Here is a 21,120-nt window from a genome sequence, read left to right as displayed (position 1 = left end):
TTATAAAAAAATATTTACAACACCTTTGGATTTGTGTTAGTTTATTTAATAAATTCAATATTTGAATTACTGTTTCACATATCGAATCAAAAAAGGAGGATATTTATGAAGAATAAATTATTTAAGGTTTGGTTATTGTTAGCAGTTTCTGTCGTTTTAGTCTTAAGTGCTTGCTCTGGTGGCGGTTCTAAATCAGCTCCGACTGAAAATAATGACTCAGCAGCAACTGGGGAACCACAAGATGGTGGCGTACTTAAAGTTGGATTATCGCAAAATCCCAAAACTCTTGATCCGATTCAATATACAGGTGTATATGAATCTCAAGTTATGCGATCAATTGGAGATACTCTGGTAGTTTACAATAAAGACTTGAGTGAAATTATCCCATCACTTGCAACAGAGTGGACTGTCTCTGATGATATGAAAGTTTATACTTTTAAGTTAAGAGATGATATATACTTCCAGCCTGGAAAATTCCAAGATGGAAGACAAATGACGGCTGAAGATGTGAAATACAGTCTTGAACGTTCAGCTAAAGAATCTGCGATGAACCGTCTTCGCGGGGTTGAAAAGGTTGAAGTAACTGGTGAATTTGAAGTAGCTGTTCATTTAGCAGCACCAAATGCTGCCTTACTAGCAGTATTAACAGACTCAGGCAATATGATCGTGCCTAAAGAAGAAGTGGAAGGCTGGGGAGACCAGTTCGGAAGCAACGTAATTAGTACAGGACCTTTCCAAATTAAAAACTGGCAAAAGGATCAGCAAATTGAACTTGTCCGCAATGAAAAATATTGGGGCGAGAAGCCGCATCTTGATGGCGTTACATTCAAAATTATTTCCGATGCTAATATGATGACAAATGCATTGCGTTCAGGAGATATTGATGTAGCTACAGATGTAAAAGGTCAAAATCGTGAATTAATTAAGAGTGATGCTAACTTAGAACTGCTTTCTGAACCAGCTCTTGCTATCACTTATCTTGACTTAAACAATAAAAAGGGTCCAACAGCAGATCCAAAGGTTCGTGAAGCTATTTATAAAGGTACAAATGTTGAAGAAATTGTAAAAGGTGTTCACCAATGGGGCGGCGGCGAAGTTTCTTACATGCCTCTTCCAAAAAAATCTTGGGGCTATAGCAAGGATTTAGAAAAACTAACTCCTACATTCGATCCGAAAGAAGCGAAAAAACTTCTTGCTGAAGCTGGATACCCAGATGGATTTAAAACAGAGCTTTATTTATCCGAAGCACGTGTTCCATACGGTACGATTTTCCAAAATCAAATGAAAAATAACTTAAATATTGATGTGGAGATTAAAGTAGTTGAATGGGGTACTTACAGCGATACAGTGTCTAAAGGAAATGCACCTATGTCTATCGGTGGGTGGACATGGTATCCAGATCCTTACTTCTTCCTATACCAATTATTCCACACTGACCAGCTTGGAGCTCTTGGTAACGGAAAAGGCTATGAAAATCCTGAAGTAGACGCACTGCTTGAAAAAGCCGTTTCTGAAACAGTAGAGCAAAGCGAACGTGCAAAATTATATCAGCAGGCACTAGAGATCATTGTAAAAGAAGTTCCGCGTATTGAGCTGGATAACCTTGATGCAACTGCAGGTATTACTAAAAAAGTACAGGGCTTTAATGTATCTGCAGATTACTCTATCCAAATTGTTCATCCTAATGGCACAAACGTTTGGCTAAATAAATAATAAACAAATATAGAAAAGCAGAGATTTTTGCACTGCACTCCAATGGTTACACACAACTAGCAGTTGGAGATGCAGTACAATTCTAATCTCTGCTTTTCTTTTATATTTCATAAAAAAAGCCGTTAGATTTACCATCTTTCGTTTTTGATAACAAGTAGAGGAGTGTTATCATAAGAAGAGATGAGTACAATTTCTGTAAAGTTTTTTTATAATTCTTTATTGGAGAGAGATTAGTCATGTTAGCTAAATTCCTGATAATCATAAATATCTATTAATTGAACCGCCTAAATTTAGCTATTAATCTAAATATCATTGATTTAACAATGAAAGGAGCTAATTTATATGGCGGAATTAAAACTCGAACATATTTACAAAGTCTATGATAATAAAGTTACTGCCGTTAAGGACTTTAGCCTTGATATTTATGATAAAGAATTTATCGTTTTCGTAGGTCCTTCAGGGTGCGGTAAATCAACAACCTTGCGAATGATTGCTGGACTTGAGGAGATTTCACAGGGGAATTTCTATATGGACGGAAAACGGGTGAATGACGTCCCTCCAAAGGATCGCGACATGGCAATGGTTTTTCAGCACTATGCCTTATACTCCCATTTGAGCGTCTATGAAAATATGGCATTTGGATTAAAGCGAAGGAAATATTCAAAGGATGAAATCGACCGGCGGGTAAAAGAGGCTGCTCACATGCTTGGTATTGAAGCCTATTTAGATCGGAAGCCAAACGTTCTATCTGGTGGACAGTGTCAGCGTGTTGCATTAGGAAGAGCCATTGTCCGTGATGCCAAGGTATTTCTCATGGACGAGCCGCTTTCAAATCTAGATGCTAAGCTCCGTGTTCAAATGCGGTCAGAGATTATTAAACTGCACGAGCGTTTACAAACAACAACTATTTATGTGACTCATGACCAGACGGAAGCTATGACGATGGCTACCCGGATGGTTGTCATGAAGGATGGATCTATTCAACAGGTCGGGGCTTCTAAGGAGGTTTATGATCATCCGGAAAATGTTTTCGTAGGAGGATTTATTGGGTCTCCGGCGATGAACTTTATTACTGGAGTTCTTGAAGAAAGTGGATTTAGAGTCGGAAGTACTACACTTTCTGTTCCTGAAGGAAAGATGAAGCTCCTCCGTGAAAAAGGCTATTTGGGCAATAGCATTATCCTCGGTATTCGTCCTGAAAATATTCACGCTGACTCCTCCTTTGTTGAGTCATTAAAAGGATCAGCTATTGGCGCTAGAATTGACGTTACAGAACTAACAGGTGCAGAAAAATTGATTTATTCGAGTATCGAGGGGCAAAACATTGTTGCCCGTCTTGATGCTAATGCAAGTGTGCAAAGCGGTCAAAAGATTCTACTAGCATTAAATATGAATAAAGTCCATTTCTTTGATACTGAAACAGAACGAAGAATTCGATAATTAGAATAAACGGAAGTGATCACAGAGATCCTTCCGTTATTATTTCCTATTTTTTATAATAATTATTAAATTAGTAACCTATTTTTAAAACATTGACTCATTCTAATTTCTACTTTTGAGGTGCAATGAAGCGGCACCATATATCCCTGCTTTATTTCCAAGGGAAGCCTTAATAATTGATACATCTGAATAACTTTCCAAGATTAATTCTTTTACTTTCATTGACACCCTATTAACAAGTTTTTCTTGCTCCATCACCCCGCCCCCTATAATAATTGTTGGGGGATCAAAAATATGAATTAGGGATGTTAGCCCGAGAGCTACTTCAAATATCCAATCTTGTATAGCCTTTTCAAGTATTGGGTCATCTTGATTTGCCGGGGCAAAAATATTTTTTCCATTTAGGTAATCTTTATTTATTTCTTTCGCCCTATTAACCAAAGCTGTAGTAGAGGCGTAAGTTTCATAGCATCCTAGACGACCGCATCCACATTTATGGCCAAGAGGGTGGGTGATCATATGGCCAAATTCAGCAGCTATTCCTTTATGCCCCTTATATAATTTAGATTCGAGAACAATTGCCCCGCCAACTCCAGTACCATAAGTCAGGCAAAGAAAATCACTTAAATCCCTTCCTGCCCCAAAGTATTTTTCACCTAGAGCAGCTGCATTCACGTCATTTTCTAACTTGACAGGTACATGAAACTTCTTTTCCACAATTTCTTTTAATCTTTTCCCTGTAAGGTCTGGAATGTTTTCACTAGCATAGATGTATCCCTGTTCGCTATTTACTTGACCCGCTGTACTAATGCCGATTGCGTCAATGTTATGGAATTCAGAGATTATTTTTAACAGCTTTTCAACTACGTTACCTTCCCCGTTCCTTACTAAGGTTTCGTATTCTTTCATCATTTCAAAATGTCCATGCTCATCACATAAGCCCGTTTTTATTGAAGTACCCCCTATGTCTATTGCTAATATTTTCATTTTTTCACTCTCCATTTTCTTGGGCTTTTCAAATCTTGAAACATAGAAACAATATTATAGGCAGGGAAAGATGTAATGGCTAATCTTTAGTAAATTTTTTCTGTTACATACTTGTACTTTTACTATATTCCCATAAACCAAGTATAGCCCTGATTTATTGATAAGTAAGCGAAAAGGAGCCACAGGATGGTAATCTTGGGCTCCTTCATAATCATATTTTTTTTTAGGGAATGGAATGAACAGGCTGTGGACTAATCATCTTGATTAATCCTTCAACTAGCACCGGTACTTCCTCAAATGCACTCTTTGTGTTCAGGCGTTCAGTACGTTTGTGTGCGTCTTTTCCGAAGGGACCTATGTTTAAAACTGGTGCTTGAAGTTCTTTCATATGTTCAAATGGAATACTGTAGCATTCTCCCCAAACTGGTGTATTTGCGATGAATGCTGTCCAACCTTGTCCAGTATCTTTGTAATTCACATAACTTAAATCACTTATTCCATTGAAATAGTGAATTTGTTGAACGGGCAGATCAAACTTTATCTTGCCTTGCTCTGTAATATAGTCCACACATTCTTTAATGAAATCACAATCAGACGAATTAACAGCAGGGTAATACGGTGGAGCAAAAAGTAAAATCATTGCAGGTGCAAGCTCCTGGCATTCAATCATCAATGTATCAACGATACGTAAGCACTTTTCTCGGTCGTCCCACTTTTTGTTCGCGAAAACTTCTGCCTGAACGGACTCAACAAAGACTTTACCAAGCTTTGTTACTGCATGTTCTAACAATTGTTCATAACGAAGTACACGAACTTGACCTACTGGCCTAATATTCTGAACTGCACATGTTTTAAAATACGCTTCGTTGCATTCTATTGCTGCTTCTTTTGCAATCTCTTCGAATATATCCATAATTTCTGCAGCGTTTTTCTTCATTAAGAATACATTGTATAAGGCTGTTGACCTAAACGGTGTTTGTGTAGAATATTCCATTTTTAAATCCTTTTGCTGTAAAGTTACTGGAAGTGGCGTCTTCTCTCCTAACACAGTTTCTTGAAATTTTTCGTTCCACTCCATTTTCTGTGTCATAAAAGAGGCTATATAAGGTGCTGTAATTCCAGCTAATGGTTCGCCAACATGGGTTTCACGTCCATAAAAAAGTACAGAGGGCATTATTTTTCCGATTGAACCAGAATAGACATAATAATTGTTATCACCAGGCTGTTGAGAAAAGACAGGCTCGCCATTTAAGAATAATTTATAATTAAGGCCATGCACTTTCTTCATTTCAACTAATTTCACTACTGCTGCCCGCATACCAGCTGAATTAACCTCTTCATCTGGGACTGTTAACAAAACAAGATTAATAGGCCATTTTTCAATAGAAGCCTTTTCGATTACTCCCATATGCATGACGAGACCCATTTTCATATCCATCGTACCTCTGCCAAACAAATACTCACCAGAAAGAAGGTCCTCCTGAGCATCAGGTGGAAGACTATTAATTCGACTATAAAGCATTTCAGTCAATTTCTCAGGCTGAAATGCATAATCCTCGAGATCCCCATATTCTTCTGTAAAAACTGTATCAAAATGGCTAATCAGAACTATCGTTTCTTGTGCCTCTGGATGTTTATATAAAGCGGTAACAAATCTCCTGCCAAGATCTGCATCATAAATTCCTAAATGATTAGGATTTTCTTGAAAATAAGTTAATTTACGCAACTTTGAAGCTAACTTTTCTGGAAATTCCCGTTCTCCAGCAGTGAGTGTTCGACTTTCCCAACTAACAACCTCACATAATAGGTTGCGGAGCCCCTCTTTTGTCGCCCATTGGTATTCCAACATAGCCTTCAACTCCCATTATAGGTAATGGAACTACAATTTTTAAAGTAATCAATTAAAATCGTAATGACAAGCAGCTTAGACCGCCATCTATTTTACGGAATTCAGAAGTGTCCACTTCAATTGTTTGGTAGCCGGCATCTTCAATTTTCTTCTTCGTAATTGGATAACCTGAAGGAATGATGACATAATCATTTACACGAATGCAGTTTGCAGCGTATTCTTCCTCAGCTGGTACGATTATTTTGTTATATGAATTAAATGCATCATGATCTGTAAATTCTCCTGCCACAAGTACTGTACCATTTCCAATATAAGTAACCCCAGTTTTCAGGTGGAAAAATTTCTTTAGCTCTATAATAGTCGCTTTATAGTTTTCAGATTCAAGAATTTGCTTTAATTGTTCTGCTCCTTCTAAGTTAGTCCTAGCCGAAATTCCAATATAGAAATGATCCTCAATTTGTAAAATATCGCCTCCATCAAGAGTTCCAGGGGCTTCAATATGATAAAATCTTTCATAAAAATGCTTCAATGCTGGTTCTATCTCAACAATTTCCCTATTGCGGCTTTCTGCCCCGGGATTTGTTACTACCGCAAATTCCTTTGTTAGAACTGCCGTGTCCTCTACAAAAGTAGCATCAGGAAACTCACTATTTTCCGGAAGTACTGTAATCTCAACCCCACATGTTTTTAGGGCTTCAATATAAGCATCATGCTGCACAAGTGCCTTTTCAAATATTGGTTTTCCTAGTTCTGAAGTAGTTAATCCATTCACTAACGTTCCTGCTGGTCTCTTAACAATAATATTTTTGAACATAATAAAACCTCCGAAATATTTTTTTGTATAACGAAATAAAATTCCACTATGTGAAAACACCAAATTGCTATTTTACAATGTCAAACGATTATTTATTTTTATTATTCCTATATAGGTAAGGGATTCCAAGCAAATATTACTGAACCTGCTTTTCAGAAATTAAACGATTGATTACTGGTTCCATCGTATTTCTCAAAATCATAACAGAAGCAGTTAGTTTTTCTTTTTCATCCTTATTTATATTCATTTCAACAATGTTTCTCAAGCCTTGCCTGTTAATAACCGCAGGTACACCGACATACACATCGTTAAATCCATACTCCCCATCTAAGTAAGCAGATACAGGCAATATTATATTTTCGTTTTTAAGAATTGCTTTTGTGAGCCTTGCTAAGCACATACCGATTCCATAGTATGTTGCGCCTTTACGATTACCAACATGAGTTGCTGCATCGCGTACATTCACTGCAATCTTTTCAAGATCTTCAATTGAATATTTACTTTCAGAATTTACAATGTCTATGATTGATCTTCCACCAATTGTTGCAGTACTTAAAGCAGGTAACTGTGAGTCACCATGCTCGCCAATAATATATCCATTTATATTTCTGGAGTCCATGTTAAAATACTCACCCAGCATAAATAGATATCTGGCTGTATCTAGCATGGTTCCAGATCCAATCACTCTTTCTTTCGGAAGACCTGAAAATTTCCATGTGGCATATGTGATGATATCAACTGGATTTGACGCAATTACAAAGATTCCATTAAACCCGGAATTCATCACTTGTTCTACAATGGTTTTTACAATCTTGGTGTTTTTTTCGACTACAGTTAATCTTGTAATCTCTTCATTTTGGCTAACTCCAGCTGTTATGCAAACAATATCCGCATCTTTACAATCGCTGTAGTCTCCTGACCAAACCTTTGTAGGAGAAGAAGAATACAATTTCCCATGGTTTAAGTCCATGGCTTCTCCATCGGCCTTATCGCGATTCATATCAATTAATACGATTTCCTCTGCAATTGCTTGATTAACTAATGCATAAGCATAGCTCGAACCAACAAAACCAGTACCTATGATTGCAACTCTATTAACATTTTTTTTCATGACAATTCTCCCTTATTTAAACATAAGCTAAAGAGATTCTTGATATTTTGTCTTGTAGAATATGATGCTATCTTTCAAGAATCGCCTAGTTTAGGTGATTTTTCACCTAAACTAGGCAAATTTTTATTTCTTATAAATTCTTACTGACTTTTCGGGCTTTACGTGCTGTGAAGAATTCTCCCAAAACAAACAATCCAATAGTGATGACAATTAGAATCGAAGAGACAGCTGCCATTGTTGGATCCACTTGGATTCTCAGATTTTCCCACATAGCAATTGGTAATGTTTTTGTATTTGGTCCGCCTAAGAAGATGGTGACGACAACTTCATCGAAGGAAATAATAAAGGCAAATAACGCACCTGATAACACACCTGGTCGAATTAACGGAAGTGTTACTTTAAAGAATGCTCCAAATGGGGTTGAACCTAGCCCCATCGCAGCCAATTCAAGGTTACGGTCCATCCCCTTCAAACTAGCTGTTACTGTTACAAAAACAATGGGGATTGCTAAAATTGTGTGTGCTAATATTAAGCCGACAAAGTTATTCGTCAGTTTAAGTGGAGCGAAGGAATGATATAGTGCAACCCCTGTAATGATGACTGGAATGATCATTGGAGCAACCATCAACGACATAAACAACTTCTTACCCCAAAAGTTTAATCTCGAAACAGCGAGTGAAGCCATAATTCCTAAAATAGTAGATAATATCGCAGTGAAAAATGCGATGACTAGACTTCTAATTAACCCTATTACCCATTCATCGTTATTGAAAAAGTTAAGATACCATTTCAGAGAGTAACCCGGAATTGGAAATTCAAAGTAACTAGCCGAAGAAAAAGACATCGGAATCACAACTAAAATAGGAGAAATTAAAGCAATAACAATAGTGCCTACCAATATTTTAAGCCACATCCTATTCCAACTCCTTCAATACAGGATTTTTTCCTGTTACCAGAAGAGCAATCAATAGCAAAAGGATCGTTGCAACAAATAATACTAGAGCTAGAACTGAGGCTAAGTGCCAATTCAATGTTGTGTTAATATTACTTTCAATTAACATCGAAATCATGATTGTATTTGGTCCGCCCAATAAAGCGGGTGTAATAAAATACCCAATTCCCATTACAAAGACTAATAGAGAACCAGAGAGCAGCCCCGGAACCGATAATGGGAAAAAGACCTGAAAAAAAGCTTTCATAGGACGTGCTCCCATACCTTGTGCTGCCTGAAGCAATCTTTGATCTATCCCTGCCATAACAGAATAGAGACTTAAGACCATGTATGGCAGAAGAATATGAGTCATCGCGATGACAACTCCAGTCGTATTATATATAAGCTCAAGTGGTTGGTCGATGATCCCTAATTTCATTAGTATGATATTAATGACCCCATTTTTCCGAAGCAAAATTGTCCAAGCAAATGTACGAACAAGTAAGCTTATCCAAAATGGAATTAACACAGCTGAAAAAATAATTCTTTTCCATAGTGCTGATTTTGTTATCACTAATGAGTATGCGAGCGGATAGGCAATCACTAATGCAAATACCGTAACGAGCAAAGAGATTTTTAACGTCAACCACAACACTTTCAAATAAACTGGAGTAGAAAAAAAGGATTTGATATATTCTAATGTAAATCCATCAGCATTAAAAAAGCTAAGTTTAAAAAAGTCGATCATTGAAAAGAACATTAAAATTAAGATATATGCCAATGGGATAATCAAAAGAAGCCATTGTAATCCAGATATTCTTGCTAAACGGCGGGAGAAGGATACCTGTTTATCAGGTACCCATGTCTCAGTTTTAACTTCGATCATATTTCAACCTCCATTTATTCTAGAAGCCATGTTCTAAAGCGTTCATTAACCTCTTCGTAGTTATCAACCCACCAATTGGTATTAATATATATCTGTTTTTGTAGTAAATCAGTGGAGTCATCTAAACCTAATCGGACTTTTGATTCGTCAGTTAACAACTCTATTGCATTAGCATTAGCTGGTGCGTTGTCGTATTTATTTGAAAGAGCTGCTTGTTGTTCAGGTTCTAAAGAAAAGGCAATAAATTTCATTGCTAAGTCTTTATTTGGTGCTCCTTTAGGTACTGCCCAGGAGTTTGATAAAATTAGGCCTTGATTGAAATCTACATCAACTGCTGCCCCATCAGTTTTGGCTGCTATAACACGGCCAGCCCACGAACTCGATAATGGCACTTGATTTGTCGCTAGTATCTCTGGTGGCTGCGCACCTGCTGTCCACCACACTTTCACATGACTTTTTATTTCATCAAGCTTTTTAAATGCACGGTCGACATCTAATGGGTATAAATTTTCCGGTTCTACTCCATCAGCTAATAGAGCTGCTTCTAACGTCCACATTGGATCATTATATAAGCTACGATCTCCAGGAAAATTGGCTGTATCGAAAAACTCAGCCCATGTTGTCGGATGCTTATCTACAGGGAATGTATCCGTATTAAAGGAAATCACTGTAGAAAATGTATTTTCAGGAACAGCATAATCGTGAACAAGCTCTTCTGGAAGTCCATCTGTTTTAATCACATCAAAGTCTAATTTCTCTAATAGACCCTCTCTCCCGCCTCGAATGGCAAAATCATCACCTACACTCACAACGTCCCATTCAACATTTCCACTTTCCACCATTGATTTTAATTTTCCTACATCAGGCGGTGTTACAACTTTCACTTTGACATCATATTTTTCTTCAAATGGTTTGAATACAACTTCTTGGTGAATTTCTGTATAAGGGCCTCCCCAATCTACAACTATTAGTTCTTTACTTTCTTTACCATTTGTTGCCTCGTTTCCACAGCCCGCTACAATAACTGCAACAAACATTGCAAATAGGAAAACTACTATTTTCTTTGGCATGAATCATTTCCCCTCTTTCATCATTATTTTTTTAATTTTATGCTGGTGTTTCATCATGAATTAAACAAGCATCCTTATAATTCCATCCTAGAATAATTTCTTTATCTTTTAATGGTAAATTAGAAACATGTGCAGGGACCTTCGCTGTTATTTCCTCTCCTGTTTCCGTTCTTGTCTTAATATTAAAGGCCTCGCCAACATAAATGGATTCAATAACTTTGGCTTTAATCGTGTTATGAAATTCAGACTCTTCTTTAGCTATCTGAATATTTTCTGGACGAAGAGCGATCAGCATCGAATTATTCTTCATGACTAGTTCAGTATCTACTCCGATATCAACTATAAAACCATCATTTACTTTTACTTTTGCTTTTTCTTCGTCAACACTCACAACATTGCCCTTAATTAAGTTGATTTCACCGATAAATTCAGCTACAAAGCGATTCTTAGGCCGCTTGTACAAGTTTTCAGGGGTATCAACCTGTTCGATCCTTCCGTTGTTCATGACACAAATTTTATCTGACATGGTTAATGCCTCTTCCTGATCATGTGTCACACTAACAGTTGTGATTCCGACTTGTTCTTGAATATGCTTTATTTCCAGTTGCATTTTCTTACGTAATTGTTTATCGAGTGCTCCAAGTGGCTCATCTAAAAGGAGAAGTGGCGGGTTAAAGACAATTGCCCTTGCCAGTGCTACCCTTTGTTGTTGTCCTCCACTTAATTGTTCAGGATATCTTGATCCAAATTGTTCTAGATGGACAAGCTTCAGAACAGCTTCTACCCTTTCATTGATTTCTGCCTTTGGTACTTTACGAAGGCGTAGGGGATATGCGATATTTTCAAAAATCGTCATATGAGGGAAAAGGGCATAATTTTGAAATAACATCCCGATATCTCTCTCGTAAGGTTTTTTCTTCGAAATATCTTGATCATTTAATATAATAGCCCCTTGATTTAACTGTTCAAATCCTGCAATTAGTTTAAGTAATGACGTCTTTCCAGAACCACTTGGTCCTAATATAGTGAGAAACTCCCCTTGATTTACTTCTAAATTCACATCATCAACTGCTTTAAACTTCTTATAATACTTTGAAGCATTGACAATGGATAAACTGTTGCCTAATACCATCCAATACCCTCCTTCCAACGCGATGCGTTCTAAAAACTATATACCTGCTAATTAAGTAAACTATTTTTGCTATATTACCTATACTCTTACAACAGGGGCAGTGAGACATGTAGGTCCACCTGTTCCTTTATAAGAGATTTCTTTTCCGTTGTATTCATAGACTGTTGCTCCAGCTTTTTCAAGTTCTCTTTTTGTGTAATCGTTTCCAGATGTGATCACACAAACTCTTGGGGCAAGTGCCAAAACGTTACAACCGAGATTGTGATATTCTTCTTCAGGTACTTCAATCAATTGAATGCCTTTCTCCACTAATAATTGTCTGAAGAAGACAGGCATTAAACGCGAATAGACAACTGCTAAATCTTGATCAACTATACTGATGAAAGACATAAGATGTAAGCACTCCGCTTCTCCTTGATCATGAGGAAGCTGTACAACGATAAAGTCATCAACGAATGGCTTTGTTATTTCTCTTAATTGACGGATTGCTTCTTCATTTGTCCTGTAACCACGACCTACTGCTAAGGTACGATCATCAAGCCAAACAATATCTCCTCCATCTGCTATTGCATCACCGGTAAGTTCACCAATAATCGGGATTTTTTTTTCTTTTAAAAACTCTTTATAGACTTCCGCCTCAGGTTGTCTTAGTCTTTTACCTGAATTCAAGATGATTGCACCATGTTTTGTAAACTTGACTGGGTCATGTGCGTATAGAGAGTCAATCCCTGTTTTATTAGATGACGGTAAATAATCAATTTTGTTCACGTGTTTTTCTAGGATTGCAATAAATTCTTCATACTCCCTTACTGCATCCTCATAATTTGGTTCCTCAATATAATTGAATGTTTTCCATTGTTGATGTAAATGTTCTTGGCTAATAAATGCATCTTTTGGATTTTTCACAATAACATGATCCAATTTCTTAAACATTGAACTACAATATTGCAAAGTTTCTATCATATTTTTATCAACCTTTCCGACTAATGGAATTTTATTCTTGCTAACGGGAATTAGTTTTAATATAATGAAAAATGAGATTATTGTCAATTAATAATTTTCAGATATCTGAAAATTCCCTTAACAATGGAAAAGTATTCCCAGCATGTTGCTGCTTAATAGAAAGGTAGGGATTTTGATGCAATCAATTGATCGCGCCATGCATATAGTAAAGGTCTTAATTCAACATTATCCGAACCAATTCTCTATCACAGAACTGGCTAAAGAATGTAAACTTCCCACCAGTTCCCTGCATCGTAACCTCAATGCCATGATTAAACATGAAATGATCCAACAAGATCCGAAAAGTAAGCTCTATGGACTTGGTAATCTGTGGCTTGAATACGGATTAATTGTTTACGACACGCTTGATTATGTTAGCGTGTTACGACCTGAATTAGAAAACTTAATGAGGACTGTAGAGGCAACGGTATATTTGAGCAAGCCAATAGGTACGGAATCTATCATTATTGAAAGAATTGACTGTATACATCAAACCATTCGAGTACATGACAAGTTAGGCCTTAGAACACCGTTACACGAAGGTGCAGCTAATCTAACGATGCTAGCACATATGACAACTGACTTTGTAGGAAAAGTAGTGAACGAATCCGTTCCAGAAGCTGAAAGAACTGCATTCTTTCAACGTTTAAACAAAATTAAAATTGACGGATATGAATTGCTTCATGACGAGCAAAATGACGGTATTTCTTTTATCGCTTCACCTATACTCAATCATTACGGCGGGGTGATTGGTGCTGTCAGTATTAAATTAAATATCTCGAATATGGAGGATGAAACATTAAAGGGAATTATTGATGAAGTGATAAATACAGGAAACAAAATTTCGTGGAAAATGGGGCATTCAAGCTAAGATTCTTATGAAGCAAAATATTAAGGGTGGTGGTTACCTCTTATAAAATACTTTTCCTTTTAGCTATTAATCTAAAAGAATTCGCCCTTAGGCCTCGAACACAAAAAGAGCTAAATTATGGAAGGAATGATTACAATGATTAATCTACTAAATAAAAATGTAGTAGGTATTGAAATGTCAGGCATTCGTAAAATTGCTAATAAAGTCGATCGTTCACCAGACATTATAAATCTGACATTTGGCCAACCAAATTTCCCTACCCCTGAATATGTAAAAGATGCTGGAGTAAAAGCAATTATCGAAAATCAAAATGCCTACACAGAAACAGCCGGACTCTATGAATTACGTGTAGCAGCAAGTAATTATGTTCGCGAAAATTATAATTTATCGTATCGTCCGGAAGATGAAATCATCGTCACAACTGGGGCAAGTGAAGCTCTTGATCTTGCCTTTCGCACGATTCTAGAAGAAGGATCTGAAGTCATCTTACCTGTTCCTATTTATCCAGGGTATGAACCCTTAATCAAGTTATGTAATGCAGTCCCTGTCTATGTTGATACATCAAATAGTGATTTTAAATTAACAGCTGCGCAAATAGAAGAGCATATTACCGAAAAAACTCGTTGTGTACTTCTCCCTTATCCTAGCAACCCGCTTGGAACAATTTTATCTGAAAAAGAAGTGCTTGAGATTGGCAAAGTGCTAGAAGATAAACAAATATTTATTGTGGCGGATGAAGTATATAGTGAGTTGCTCTATGATGAAAAACATTTTTCAATCGGTTCGATTCCAAATTTAAAGGAGAAAACGATTATAATAAACGGACTTTCAAAATCACATTCTATGACTGGATGGCGCATAGGTTTTGCTTTTGCTCCTTCTTACTTAATCGACCAATTTTATAAAATACATTCTTTTAATTCGATTTGTCCAAGTACGATTAGCCAGTATGCTGCAGTTGAGGCATTAAAACAAGGTGTGTATACGGAAGAAGTATTAGCAATGAAAAATGAATATAAACATCGAAGAGATCTCGCCTATATAAGACTAAAAGAAATGGGCTTAGATGTCGTTGAACCAAAAGGGGCATTTTATATTTTCCCATCGATTAAAAGTACAGGGCTATCATCAATGGATTTTGCTATGAACCTCCTTGAACAAGAAAAAGTCGCTGTTATTCCTGGAAGTTCTTTCTCTGATTATGGTGAAGGATATATTCGAATTTCGTATGCACAATCGATGGAGGATTTAGTAAAGGGTCTAGATGGAATTGAACGTTTCTTACACTCAAAGCGGTTAAATAATAGTTGGAATATATGATTTTAGTATTGAAGTTTCATAATGTGAGGAGATAAACATGACGCTTGCTGAGAAATTAAAACAAATTGTTCCTAATGATCGTATCAGTACGAATGAAACCGTTCGTTTAAATCATAGTAAAGATGAATCATTTCATGAAGCGAGCTTTCCCGATGTTGTCGTCTTCCCAAGAAATTCAGAAGAGATTGTTACAATTATGCAATTTGCAAATGAACATAAAATTCCTGTTACCCCTTTCGGAGTGGGGTCAGGTCTTGAGGGGGCTGCGATTCCTTTAAAAGGAGGAATCTCTCTAGATTTTCAAGAAATGAATAAAATACTAGAGATAAATCCAGACGATTTTCTAGTTCGTGTTCAACCTGGTGTGACAAGGCTGCAATTAAATAAGGAACTTGGAAAACATGGGTTGTTTTTTTCAGTTGATCCAGGTGCTGATGCCACACTAGGAGGTATGGCTTCTACTAATGCAAGTGGAACAACAACCGTTAGATATGGTGCGATGAAAGATAATGTAAGAAATTTGGAAGTCGTTTTATCTGACGGTCGAGTTATTCAAACTGGTGGAAAAGCAAAAAAATCATCTTCAGGATATAACTTAACAGAACTATTTGTTGGCTCAGAAGGAACATTAGGTATTTTTTCTGAATTAACGCTTCAAGTTCATGGTATTTCAGAAGTCATTATGGCTGCACGTGCCGTATTCCCATCTGTAAACGAGGCCATTCAAGCTGCTACCGCCATGTTATCCGTTGGTGTACCGATTGCCAGAGTTGAATTGGTTGAGGGGGAAACAATCCAATATATGAATAAAGTATATGGTACAAATTATTCTGAGGGGGCTTCTCTCTTTCTAGAATTCCACGGTTCTAAAGGCAGTGTCGAATCGGATGTTCAACTAACGAAAGAAATATTCAATGAATTTGGCTGTTATGAGTTTGAATTCGAAACTGACTCATTAGGAAGAGCAAAGCTATGGGAAGTAAGACATAATTCTTTATATGCGCTCATTCACGAGAACCCTGGGAAACAAGTCATGAATACGGATGTTTGTGTTCCACTGTCCACACTAGCAGATGCAGTAGAATATACCCGAAAATGTTTAGATGAATCAGGATTGCAAGGTGACATCATTGGTCATATCGGTGATGGAAACTTTCACGCAGGAGTATTAATTGACACCGATAATCCCCTAGATATGGAACGGGCAAATCAATTTAATGAAAAGATCGTCAAATATGCTTTGGCTTGTGGAGGAACTTGTACAGGAGAACATGGGGTTGGATTAGGGAAAAAGAAATACCAGTCCCTTCAGCACGGGGAAGCACTGGATGTTATGAAAGATATAAAAAATGTATTGGATCCAAATGGTATATTGAATCCAGGGAAAATTTTTGAATAATATGAGGCTGCCTGATAAGGTGCCAGGCTCCACAATAATTGATTCGTGGTGCTTGGCACCTTTGCTTTTCTACCTGATAACGATTTGTTAAGATAAAAGAAAGTGATTCAAAGGGGAATTGGATATGGAGCATTTTATCGAAAGTGATTATTTAAGAAGGATCAGCCTAAAACGTGAGCATATCCCTTCCTTTAACAGATTTCCATTTAATTTACCTAGCATCCAAACGCTGGATAAGCTATCCTTTCATCCAAACGTAACTTACTTTGTCGGTGATAATGGCATGGGGAAGTCAACCTTATTGGAGGCCATTGCGGTTGCCGCTGGATTTAATCCGGAAGGCGGCTCATTTAATTTCAATTTTTCCACTTATGATTCCCATTCAGAATTAGACAATTATATTAGGCTGGTGAAAGGAGTCATAAAACCTAGTGATGGCTTCTTCCTTCGAGCAGAAACCTTCTATAATGTAGCATCCAATATTGAGGAAATGGATAGGGAGTTTGGAGGGGGTCCCCCGGTTATCGATTCATTCGGAGGCGTGTCACTTCATCAACAGTCACATGGAGAATCTTTCTGGGCAACTTTTATGAATCGGTTTAGAGGAAACGGTCTATACATCATGGATGAACCCGAAGCTGCACTATCTCCTCTGCGGCAATTATCCATGCTTGCTAGAATTCACGAATTAGTCCAGCAGAATTCACAATTCATCATTGCCACTCATTCCCCTATCATTATGTCTTATCCGAATGCTGCCATTATAGAATTTACAGAAGATGGCGCAAAGGAAACTTCACTCGAGGAAACGGGACATTACCAGATGATGAAACAGTTTTTTGAGGACAGGGAAAGAATCCTGCATCACCTACTGAATGATTAAGAAAATTTCACTGCTTGGATAATTTTTTGCTTTTTATTAATGAAAAGATCTAATGAATGCCATATTAAGTATAGGAATAATTGGAAGGAGCAATATTGATATGGATTTTTTACCACGAGAACAAATCATAAATAATTTACAGCAGCCTTTTCAATCCTTTATCGACAAATATGGCATTGATGATATCGGAATTTTTGAGGAGCATGGTGAAGGGGATCGTTATTACCTAGGATATACAGTCAATAAAGACGGGAAAACCTACCATATTCATAGTCCTTATCTTAAAAATGATCAAGGTGAATTAGCACTGGAAAAAGATCAGTGGACACTCGAGCCTGATGATCCTAAGTTAAATGATCAAAGTGGTTATGATGATTTAGAGAGTGTTTTACGAGAGATCTAAATGCTATCAATAATGAAGCCTCTTTCTTGGAGGGGGGCAGCTTCGGTACCGAGTAATGTAAAAAAACATTGGAAATCACAGAACAAACAGCAGGTTAAATAACAAGGGTAAATCACACAAAGCGCATGGATTAAGATGAAATCCATGCGCTTTGTCTTTATTACTCATTTGATGAAAAACAAACGCCCCAACATATAAACGTTGGGGTGTTTGCCTCTATCCCATTATTTTTTTAGTCAGGCCTTTACTCTAAAGTTCTTCCTTTAATTTAAATTCTCTTTTTAATTCATTAAAGTCTAAATCTAGCAATGTACAGCATTGTTCAACCTTATTAAAGTAATTAAAGTCTTTTTCGACAGGTTGGTCACGGAATTCATAATAATATGTGATTAGTTCATATAATTCCGAAAAAACCTTAACCTTCTCTACTTTTTCCAATCAAATCCCTCTCTTTCTTCTTATATTCATACGACTTCGAAGACATATTCAATATTTAATGTCTGTAAATTACAAAAATTATAAAATTAGTTACTAAAAATAGCAAGGATTTTTGCTTAAATATAGTAATTCCTGATTTTCTTCTTTAATATCAAAACTTTGGTTATAAAATAACCTCAGCTATCCCATCCTTAATTATAAAATTTGTACCGTATGGTTCTGATAACTCTTCCAACCCCTTGAGTATTTCTTCATTCTTGGTTATTATAGGCCACCCTCTACTGTACCGCGGCAATCCATAGCCTAACTCTATTGGGTAAAATTTAAGGCTTGTTAGAGTGCCAGCTTTCATTTCCCAAATTGGTACTACCGATTCCCATACTGCCCTGTTTACCCCAAGCCCTTTCGTACCATTATTGCTTCGTTTGTCTAGTGCATCCGCCACCGTAGCTGTCAAGGGCAACTGATATCCCTCATAGAAATCATTAGGTAACTTCTGAACAGTTTCATTTTGAAAAATAAAATTTCCTAAACTATAGAAAATCGGACGGTTCTTATAAATTTCCACACCTCGTAAGATGTGAGGGCCATGACCAATGACAGCATGGGCACCTTCATCAATGCATATTCGGGCAAAGGTTTCGAGAAAATCAGGTACTTGATCCTTACGGTCCTTATTCATTTCATGGCAATGAATACTTACGACTACATAATCTGCCTGCCGTTTTCCTTCATGTATTGATTTAACAATTCTTTTTACATCTTCACTATAAGGTTCCCTAACCATACCTATTTTTTCACAAACGCTAAAAGAATAAGTACCGAATCGAAATACTTGATTACTAGACAAAAACCCTTCTTCAATTGCTAGATTATTTTCGGCATTAATGCCGCTTTTATCAGCTATGTCCTTAAGTACATTGTAATGCTCAGGTAAAACATAATAAGTGGTTTGGTATCTGAGCGGATTTACTCCCGGGCGCCCAAGCATATCTGAACGCTGTTCCCCCGCCCTCCAAAAGTCGTGAAAGGTTGATGTTGCTCCAATTATTGCAATGCGACCTGAATCAGATTCTAAGTATGCTGGAGAACTGGCAGAAGCAAGATTTTCACCAACACCTGCATGAGTAATATTAGCTTCGTCTAAATGTTTCTTTGTTGCAATCAAGCCGCCGTATAGATAATCGAGAGTATGATTGTTTGCCCAAGTCATGCAGTTAAATTGATACTTCAATAAATCATTTAGTACATCCGGATCTGACATTGCCCACGTTCCACCACTCAAAGCTGATGGATAGCCTTCATTTCGATGCAGAGTAGTTTCTAAATTTGTAAAGCGAAACTCGGCACTTCCAATTAAATCTGCGAGCTGTTTATCGTAATCCTTATTAGACATTTTTCTCGTAATAAAACTATCCCCAGTGGCAACAAAGCGGAAACTATTAGCATTTCTATCTATCATTACTTCGTTCAATCGGCGTTATTAGTCTTCCCGTGGGAGAGCCTAGTACTTCGCCTTCCTTCATAACAGTAACACCTCTTACTATTGTTTGAACTGGGGTCCCCTTAATTTTAAATCCGTCAAATGCTGTTATCTTACTTTTACTGTGGAGCCGATTACGTTCAATTTTTGATTCTTTATTCATGTCTACGATCGTAAAATCAGCATCAGCTCCAACACGAATCGTACCTTTAGTAGGATAAACATTAAATAACTTTGCCGGCCCTTCAGAGAGGAGGCGGACTAAATCGTGAATTGAAAGTTTCCCTTCATTGACAGCATCTAACATTAGTGGTGCTAATGTCTCAACACCACACATTCCTGCTGGAATCGACCATAAGTCCCCATCTTTTTCTTCTTCTGTATGTGGTGCATGGTCTGAACAGACAAGCGAAATCGTTCCATCAATAACTGCATTCCAAAGTGCCTCTTGATCCCTCTTATATTTAATAGGTGGATAAACCTTCATTTGTGGTCCGATAGCATCGTAGTTATCAGCCGATAGGAATAAAAAGTGTGGACATGTTTCCGCTGTAATAGGGTAGCCTTCTTTTTGTGCCTGACGAACAAGTTCTATTCCCTCAGCTGTACTAACATGAAGGATATGAAGACGCGCCCCTGTCTTTTTAGCCATAGCAATTCCCGTTTGAATCGTTAATTCCTCTGCGAGATTAGGTCTCCCTTCAAGTAAATCAAGGTAACTGTGACCATTTCTCGCTTCAACCTTTTGAGTAAGATGCTGGATTAGGTCGTTATTTTCAGCATGAATCGCAAATACTTGCCCAGTTTTTGCAACCTCCTGAAACATGTCATATACTTCCCCGTCAGTAAATGGAGGGATCACATCATTCATTTCCTTTTTATAGTTATACATGAGCTGATATGTTTTTGAATGTACTGCATAACCCCAGAAGAACTTAAAGCCAATTACCCCGGCCTTTTGAAGCGCATTATATTCATTAATATTTGTATGGCCTAAACAAATTGCCCAAATTCCAAAATCAACAAATGCCTTACTTTGCAAATTAGAAACTTGCTTTTGAAAATTCTCCACATTATTAATTGGAGGATTGGTATTTGGCATTTCAAAAACTGTTGTAATACCTCCAGCTGCTGCAGCTTGAGTTGAATGGTAAAAGTCTTCTTTATAAGTGGCTCCAGGATCTCTTGAATGTACATGGGTATCAATGAAACCTGGAAAAACATGCAATCCGCCTGCATCTACTATTTCATTTGCTTCACCAGGCAACTCTTCAGAAGTGATTGCTTTGATTTTGCCACTTTTTATATAGATGTTTCCATTAAATGAATCTTCAGATGTTACAATTGTTCCATTTTTTATTACGAGATCGAATACTATGACAATCACC

Annotated in this window: 19 protein-coding genes; 7 read left to right on the top strand and 12 right to left on the bottom strand. The window is 37.2% G+C overall.

What is annotated here, in order from left to right; genetic code table 11:
* The first annotated feature begins 105 nt into the window (after nucleotides 1–105).
* Both RRV45_RS06130 and RRV45_RS06125 read left to right on the top strand, forming a co-directional pair.
* Nucleotides 106–1,713: an ABC transporter substrate-binding protein gene (locus RRV45_RS06130; protein WP_315667912.1), complete on the top strand. Its 1,608-nt coding sequence runs from the start codon at nucleotides 106–108 to the stop codon at nucleotides 1,711–1,713.
* 342 nt (nucleotides 1,714–2,055) lie between these two features.
* Entirely contained in the window at nucleotides 2,056–3,153 is a 1,098-nt protein-coding gene (locus RRV45_RS06125; RefSeq protein ID WP_315667910.1) for an ABC transporter ATP-binding protein, read from the top strand.
* 102 nt (nucleotides 3,154–3,255) lie between these two features.
* On the opposite strand, the gene RRV45_RS06120 is transcribed toward RRV45_RS06125, so the two are convergent.
* The 9 genes from RRV45_RS06120 to RRV45_RS06080 all read right to left on the bottom strand — a co-directional run bounded on the left by RRV45_RS06120 (nucleotide 3,256) and on the right by RRV45_RS06080 (nucleotide 12,896).
* Entirely contained in the window at nucleotides 3,256–4,140 is an 885-nt protein-coding gene (locus RRV45_RS06120; RefSeq protein ID WP_315667909.1) for an ROK family protein, read from the bottom strand.
* Nucleotides 4,141–4,363: 223 nt separating this feature from the next.
* Entirely contained in the window at nucleotides 4,364–5,989 is a 1,626-nt protein-coding gene (locus RRV45_RS06115) for a M20/M25/M40 family metallo-hydrolase (RefSeq protein WP_315667908.1), read from the bottom strand.
* A gap of 52 nt (nucleotides 5,990–6,041) precedes the next feature.
* Nucleotides 6,042–6,803 carry a dimethylarginine dimethylaminohydrolase family protein gene (locus tag RRV45_RS06110; protein ID WP_315667907.1) on the bottom strand — a complete coding sequence of 254 codons (762 nt, stop codon included), beginning with the start codon at nucleotides 6,801–6,803 and terminating at the stop codon, nucleotides 6,042–6,044.
* Between the two features lie 136 nt (nucleotides 6,804–6,939).
* Nucleotides 6,940–7,914 carry an L-lactate dehydrogenase gene (locus RRV45_RS06105; protein ID WP_315667906.1) on the bottom strand — a complete coding sequence of 325 codons (975 nt, stop codon included), beginning with the start codon at nucleotides 7,912–7,914 and terminating at the stop codon, nucleotides 6,940–6,942.
* A gap of 130 nt (nucleotides 7,915–8,044) precedes the next feature.
* Nucleotides 8,045–8,827, bottom strand: coding sequence for an ABC transporter permease (locus RRV45_RS06100; protein WP_315667905.1), 783 nt, complete (start codon nucleotides 8,825–8,827; stop codon nucleotides 8,045–8,047).
* Nucleotide 8,828: 1 nt separating this feature from the next.
* Nucleotides 8,829–9,731: an ABC transporter permease gene (locus tag RRV45_RS06095; RefSeq protein ID WP_315667903.1), complete on the bottom strand. Its 903-nt coding sequence runs from the start codon at nucleotides 9,729–9,731 to the stop codon at nucleotides 8,829–8,831.
* 14 nt (nucleotides 9,732–9,745) lie between these two features.
* Nucleotides 9,746–10,801 carry an ABC transporter substrate-binding protein gene (locus tag RRV45_RS06090; protein WP_315667901.1) on the bottom strand — a complete coding sequence of 352 codons (1,056 nt, stop codon included), beginning with the start codon at nucleotides 10,799–10,801 and terminating at the stop codon, nucleotides 9,746–9,748.
* A 37-nt stretch (nucleotides 10,802–10,838) separates the two neighbouring features.
* Nucleotides 10,839–11,933 carry an ABC transporter ATP-binding protein gene (locus RRV45_RS06085; protein WP_315667899.1) on the bottom strand — a complete coding sequence of 365 codons (1,095 nt, stop codon included), beginning with the start codon at nucleotides 11,931–11,933 and terminating at the stop codon, nucleotides 10,839–10,841.
* A gap of 78 nt (nucleotides 11,934–12,011) precedes the next feature.
* Complete coding sequence (locus RRV45_RS06080) at nucleotides 12,012–12,896, bottom strand: dimethylarginine dimethylaminohydrolase family protein (protein WP_315667898.1); 885 nt, start codon at nucleotides 12,894–12,896, stop codon at nucleotides 12,012–12,014.
* 175 nt (nucleotides 12,897–13,071) lie between these two features.
* Here RRV45_RS06080 and RRV45_RS06075 point away from each other — a divergent pair, with 175 nt between their 5' ends.
* The 5 genes from RRV45_RS06075 (at nucleotide 13,072) to RRV45_RS06055 (ending at nucleotide 17,811) form a co-directional block, all read left to right on the top strand.
* Complete coding sequence (locus RRV45_RS06075; protein WP_315667897.1) at nucleotides 13,072–13,806, top strand: IclR family transcriptional regulator; 735 nt, start codon at nucleotides 13,072–13,074, stop codon at nucleotides 13,804–13,806.
* Between the two features lie 135 nt (nucleotides 13,807–13,941).
* On the top strand, nucleotides 13,942–15,126 hold the full coding sequence (locus RRV45_RS06070) for an aminotransferase A (RefSeq protein WP_410489362.1): 1,185 nt from the start codon (nucleotides 13,942–13,944) through the stop codon (nucleotides 15,124–15,126).
* A 37-nt stretch (nucleotides 15,127–15,163) separates the two neighbouring features.
* A complete protein-coding gene (locus RRV45_RS06065; RefSeq protein WP_315667896.1) occupies nucleotides 15,164–16,525 on the top strand; it encodes an FAD-binding oxidoreductase in 1,362 nt (453 codons plus the stop codon).
* 124 nt (nucleotides 16,526–16,649) lie between these two features.
* Nucleotides 16,650–17,408, top strand: a complete 759-nt coding sequence (locus RRV45_RS06060) for an AAA family ATPase (protein ID WP_315667895.1) — start codon at nucleotides 16,650–16,652, stop codon at nucleotides 17,406–17,408.
* 100 nt (nucleotides 17,409–17,508) lie between these two features.
* A complete protein-coding gene (locus tag RRV45_RS06055) occupies nucleotides 17,509–17,811 on the top strand; it encodes a DUF5634 family protein (protein ID WP_315667894.1) in 303 nt (100 codons plus the stop codon).
* A 249-nt stretch (nucleotides 17,812–18,060) separates the two neighbouring features.
* Here the strand turns inward: RRV45_RS06055 and RRV45_RS06050 are convergent, their stop codons facing one another.
* The 3 genes from RRV45_RS06050 to allB all read right to left on the bottom strand — a co-directional run bounded on the left by RRV45_RS06050 (nucleotide 18,061) and on the right by allB (nucleotide 21,119).
* Complete coding sequence (locus tag RRV45_RS06050; protein WP_315667893.1) at nucleotides 18,061–18,249, bottom strand: hypothetical protein; 189 nt, start codon at nucleotides 18,247–18,249, stop codon at nucleotides 18,061–18,063.
* A gap of 163 nt (nucleotides 18,250–18,412) precedes the next feature.
* Nucleotides 18,413–19,711, bottom strand: a complete 1,299-nt coding sequence (locus RRV45_RS06045) for a CapA family protein (protein WP_410489361.1) — start codon at nucleotides 19,709–19,711, stop codon at nucleotides 18,413–18,415.
* Nucleotides 19,701–21,119, bottom strand: coding sequence for an allantoinase AllB (gene allB, locus RRV45_RS06040; protein ID WP_315667891.1), 1,419 nt, complete (start codon nucleotides 21,117–21,119; stop codon nucleotides 19,701–19,703). The genes RRV45_RS06045 and allB overlap by 11 nt, the downstream gene beginning before the upstream one ends.
* Nucleotide 21,120: the final 1 nt, after the last annotated feature.

Source organism: Bacillus sp. DTU_2020_1000418_1_SI_GHA_SEK_038, from assembly GCF_032341175.1.
Lineage (GTDB): Bacteria > Bacillota > Bacilli > Bacillales > Cytobacillaceae > Cytobacillus.
The sequence above is the reverse complement of the archived record's forward strand: the minus strand, read 5'-3'. Positions and strand labels throughout refer to the sequence as shown.

Excerpts from the sequence above, each read along its gene's own strand:
- RRV45_RS06060 (WP_315667895.1), top strand. The coding sequence starts at position 16,650 with ATGGAGCATTTTATCGAAAGTGATTATTTAAGAAGGATCAGCCTAAAA.
- RRV45_RS06045 (WP_410489361.1), bottom strand. The coding sequence starts at position 19,711 with ATGATAGATAGAAATGCTAATAGTTTCCGCTTTGTTGCCACTGGGGAT.
- RRV45_RS06090 (WP_315667901.1), bottom strand. The coding sequence starts at position 10,801 with ATGCCAAAGAAAATAGTAGTTTTCCTATTTGCAATGTTTGTTGCAGTT.
- RRV45_RS06125 (WP_315667910.1), top strand. The coding sequence starts at position 2,056 with ATGGCGGAATTAAAACTCGAACATATTTACAAAGTCTATGATAATAAA.
- RRV45_RS06105 (WP_315667906.1), bottom strand. The coding sequence starts at position 7,914 with ATGAAAAAAAATGTTAATAGAGTTGCAATCATAGGTACTGGTTTTGTT.
- RRV45_RS06080 (WP_315667898.1), bottom strand. The coding sequence starts at position 12,896 with ATGATAGAAACTTTGCAATATTGTAGTTCAATGTTTAAGAAATTGGAT.
- RRV45_RS06130 (WP_315667912.1), top strand. The coding sequence starts at position 106 with ATGAAGAATAAATTATTTAAGGTTTGGTTATTGTTAGCAGTTTCTGTC.
- RRV45_RS06075 (WP_315667897.1), top strand. The coding sequence starts at position 13,072 with ATGCAATCAATTGATCGCGCCATGCATATAGTAAAGGTCTTAATTCAA.
- RRV45_RS06055 (WP_315667894.1), top strand. The coding sequence starts at position 17,509 with ATGGATTTTTTACCACGAGAACAAATCATAAATAATTTACAGCAGCCT.
- RRV45_RS06095 (WP_315667903.1), bottom strand. The coding sequence starts at position 9,731 with ATGATCGAAGTTAAAACTGAGACATGGGTACCTGATAAACAGGTATCC.
- RRV45_RS06110 (WP_315667907.1), bottom strand. The coding sequence starts at position 6,803 with ATGTTCAAAAATATTATTGTTAAGAGACCAGCAGGAACGTTAGTGAAT.
- RRV45_RS06065 (WP_315667896.1), top strand. The coding sequence starts at position 15,164 with ATGACGCTTGCTGAGAAATTAAAACAAATTGTTCCTAATGATCGTATC.
- RRV45_RS06085 (WP_315667899.1), bottom strand. The coding sequence starts at position 11,933 with ATGGTATTAGGCAACAGTTTATCCATTGTCAATGCTTCAAAGTATTAT.
- RRV45_RS06100 (WP_315667905.1), bottom strand. The coding sequence starts at position 8,827 with ATGTGGCTTAAAATATTGGTAGGCACTATTGTTATTGCTTTAATTTCT.
- RRV45_RS06120 (WP_315667909.1), bottom strand. The coding sequence starts at position 4,140 with ATGAAAATATTAGCAATAGACATAGGGGGTACTTCAATAAAAACGGGC.
- RRV45_RS06070 (WP_410489362.1), top strand. The coding sequence starts at position 13,942 with ATGATTAATCTACTAAATAAAAATGTAGTAGGTATTGAAATGTCAGGC.
- RRV45_RS06115 (WP_315667908.1), bottom strand. The coding sequence starts at position 5,989 with ATGTTGGAATACCAATGGGCGACAAAAGAGGGGCTCCGCAACCTATTA.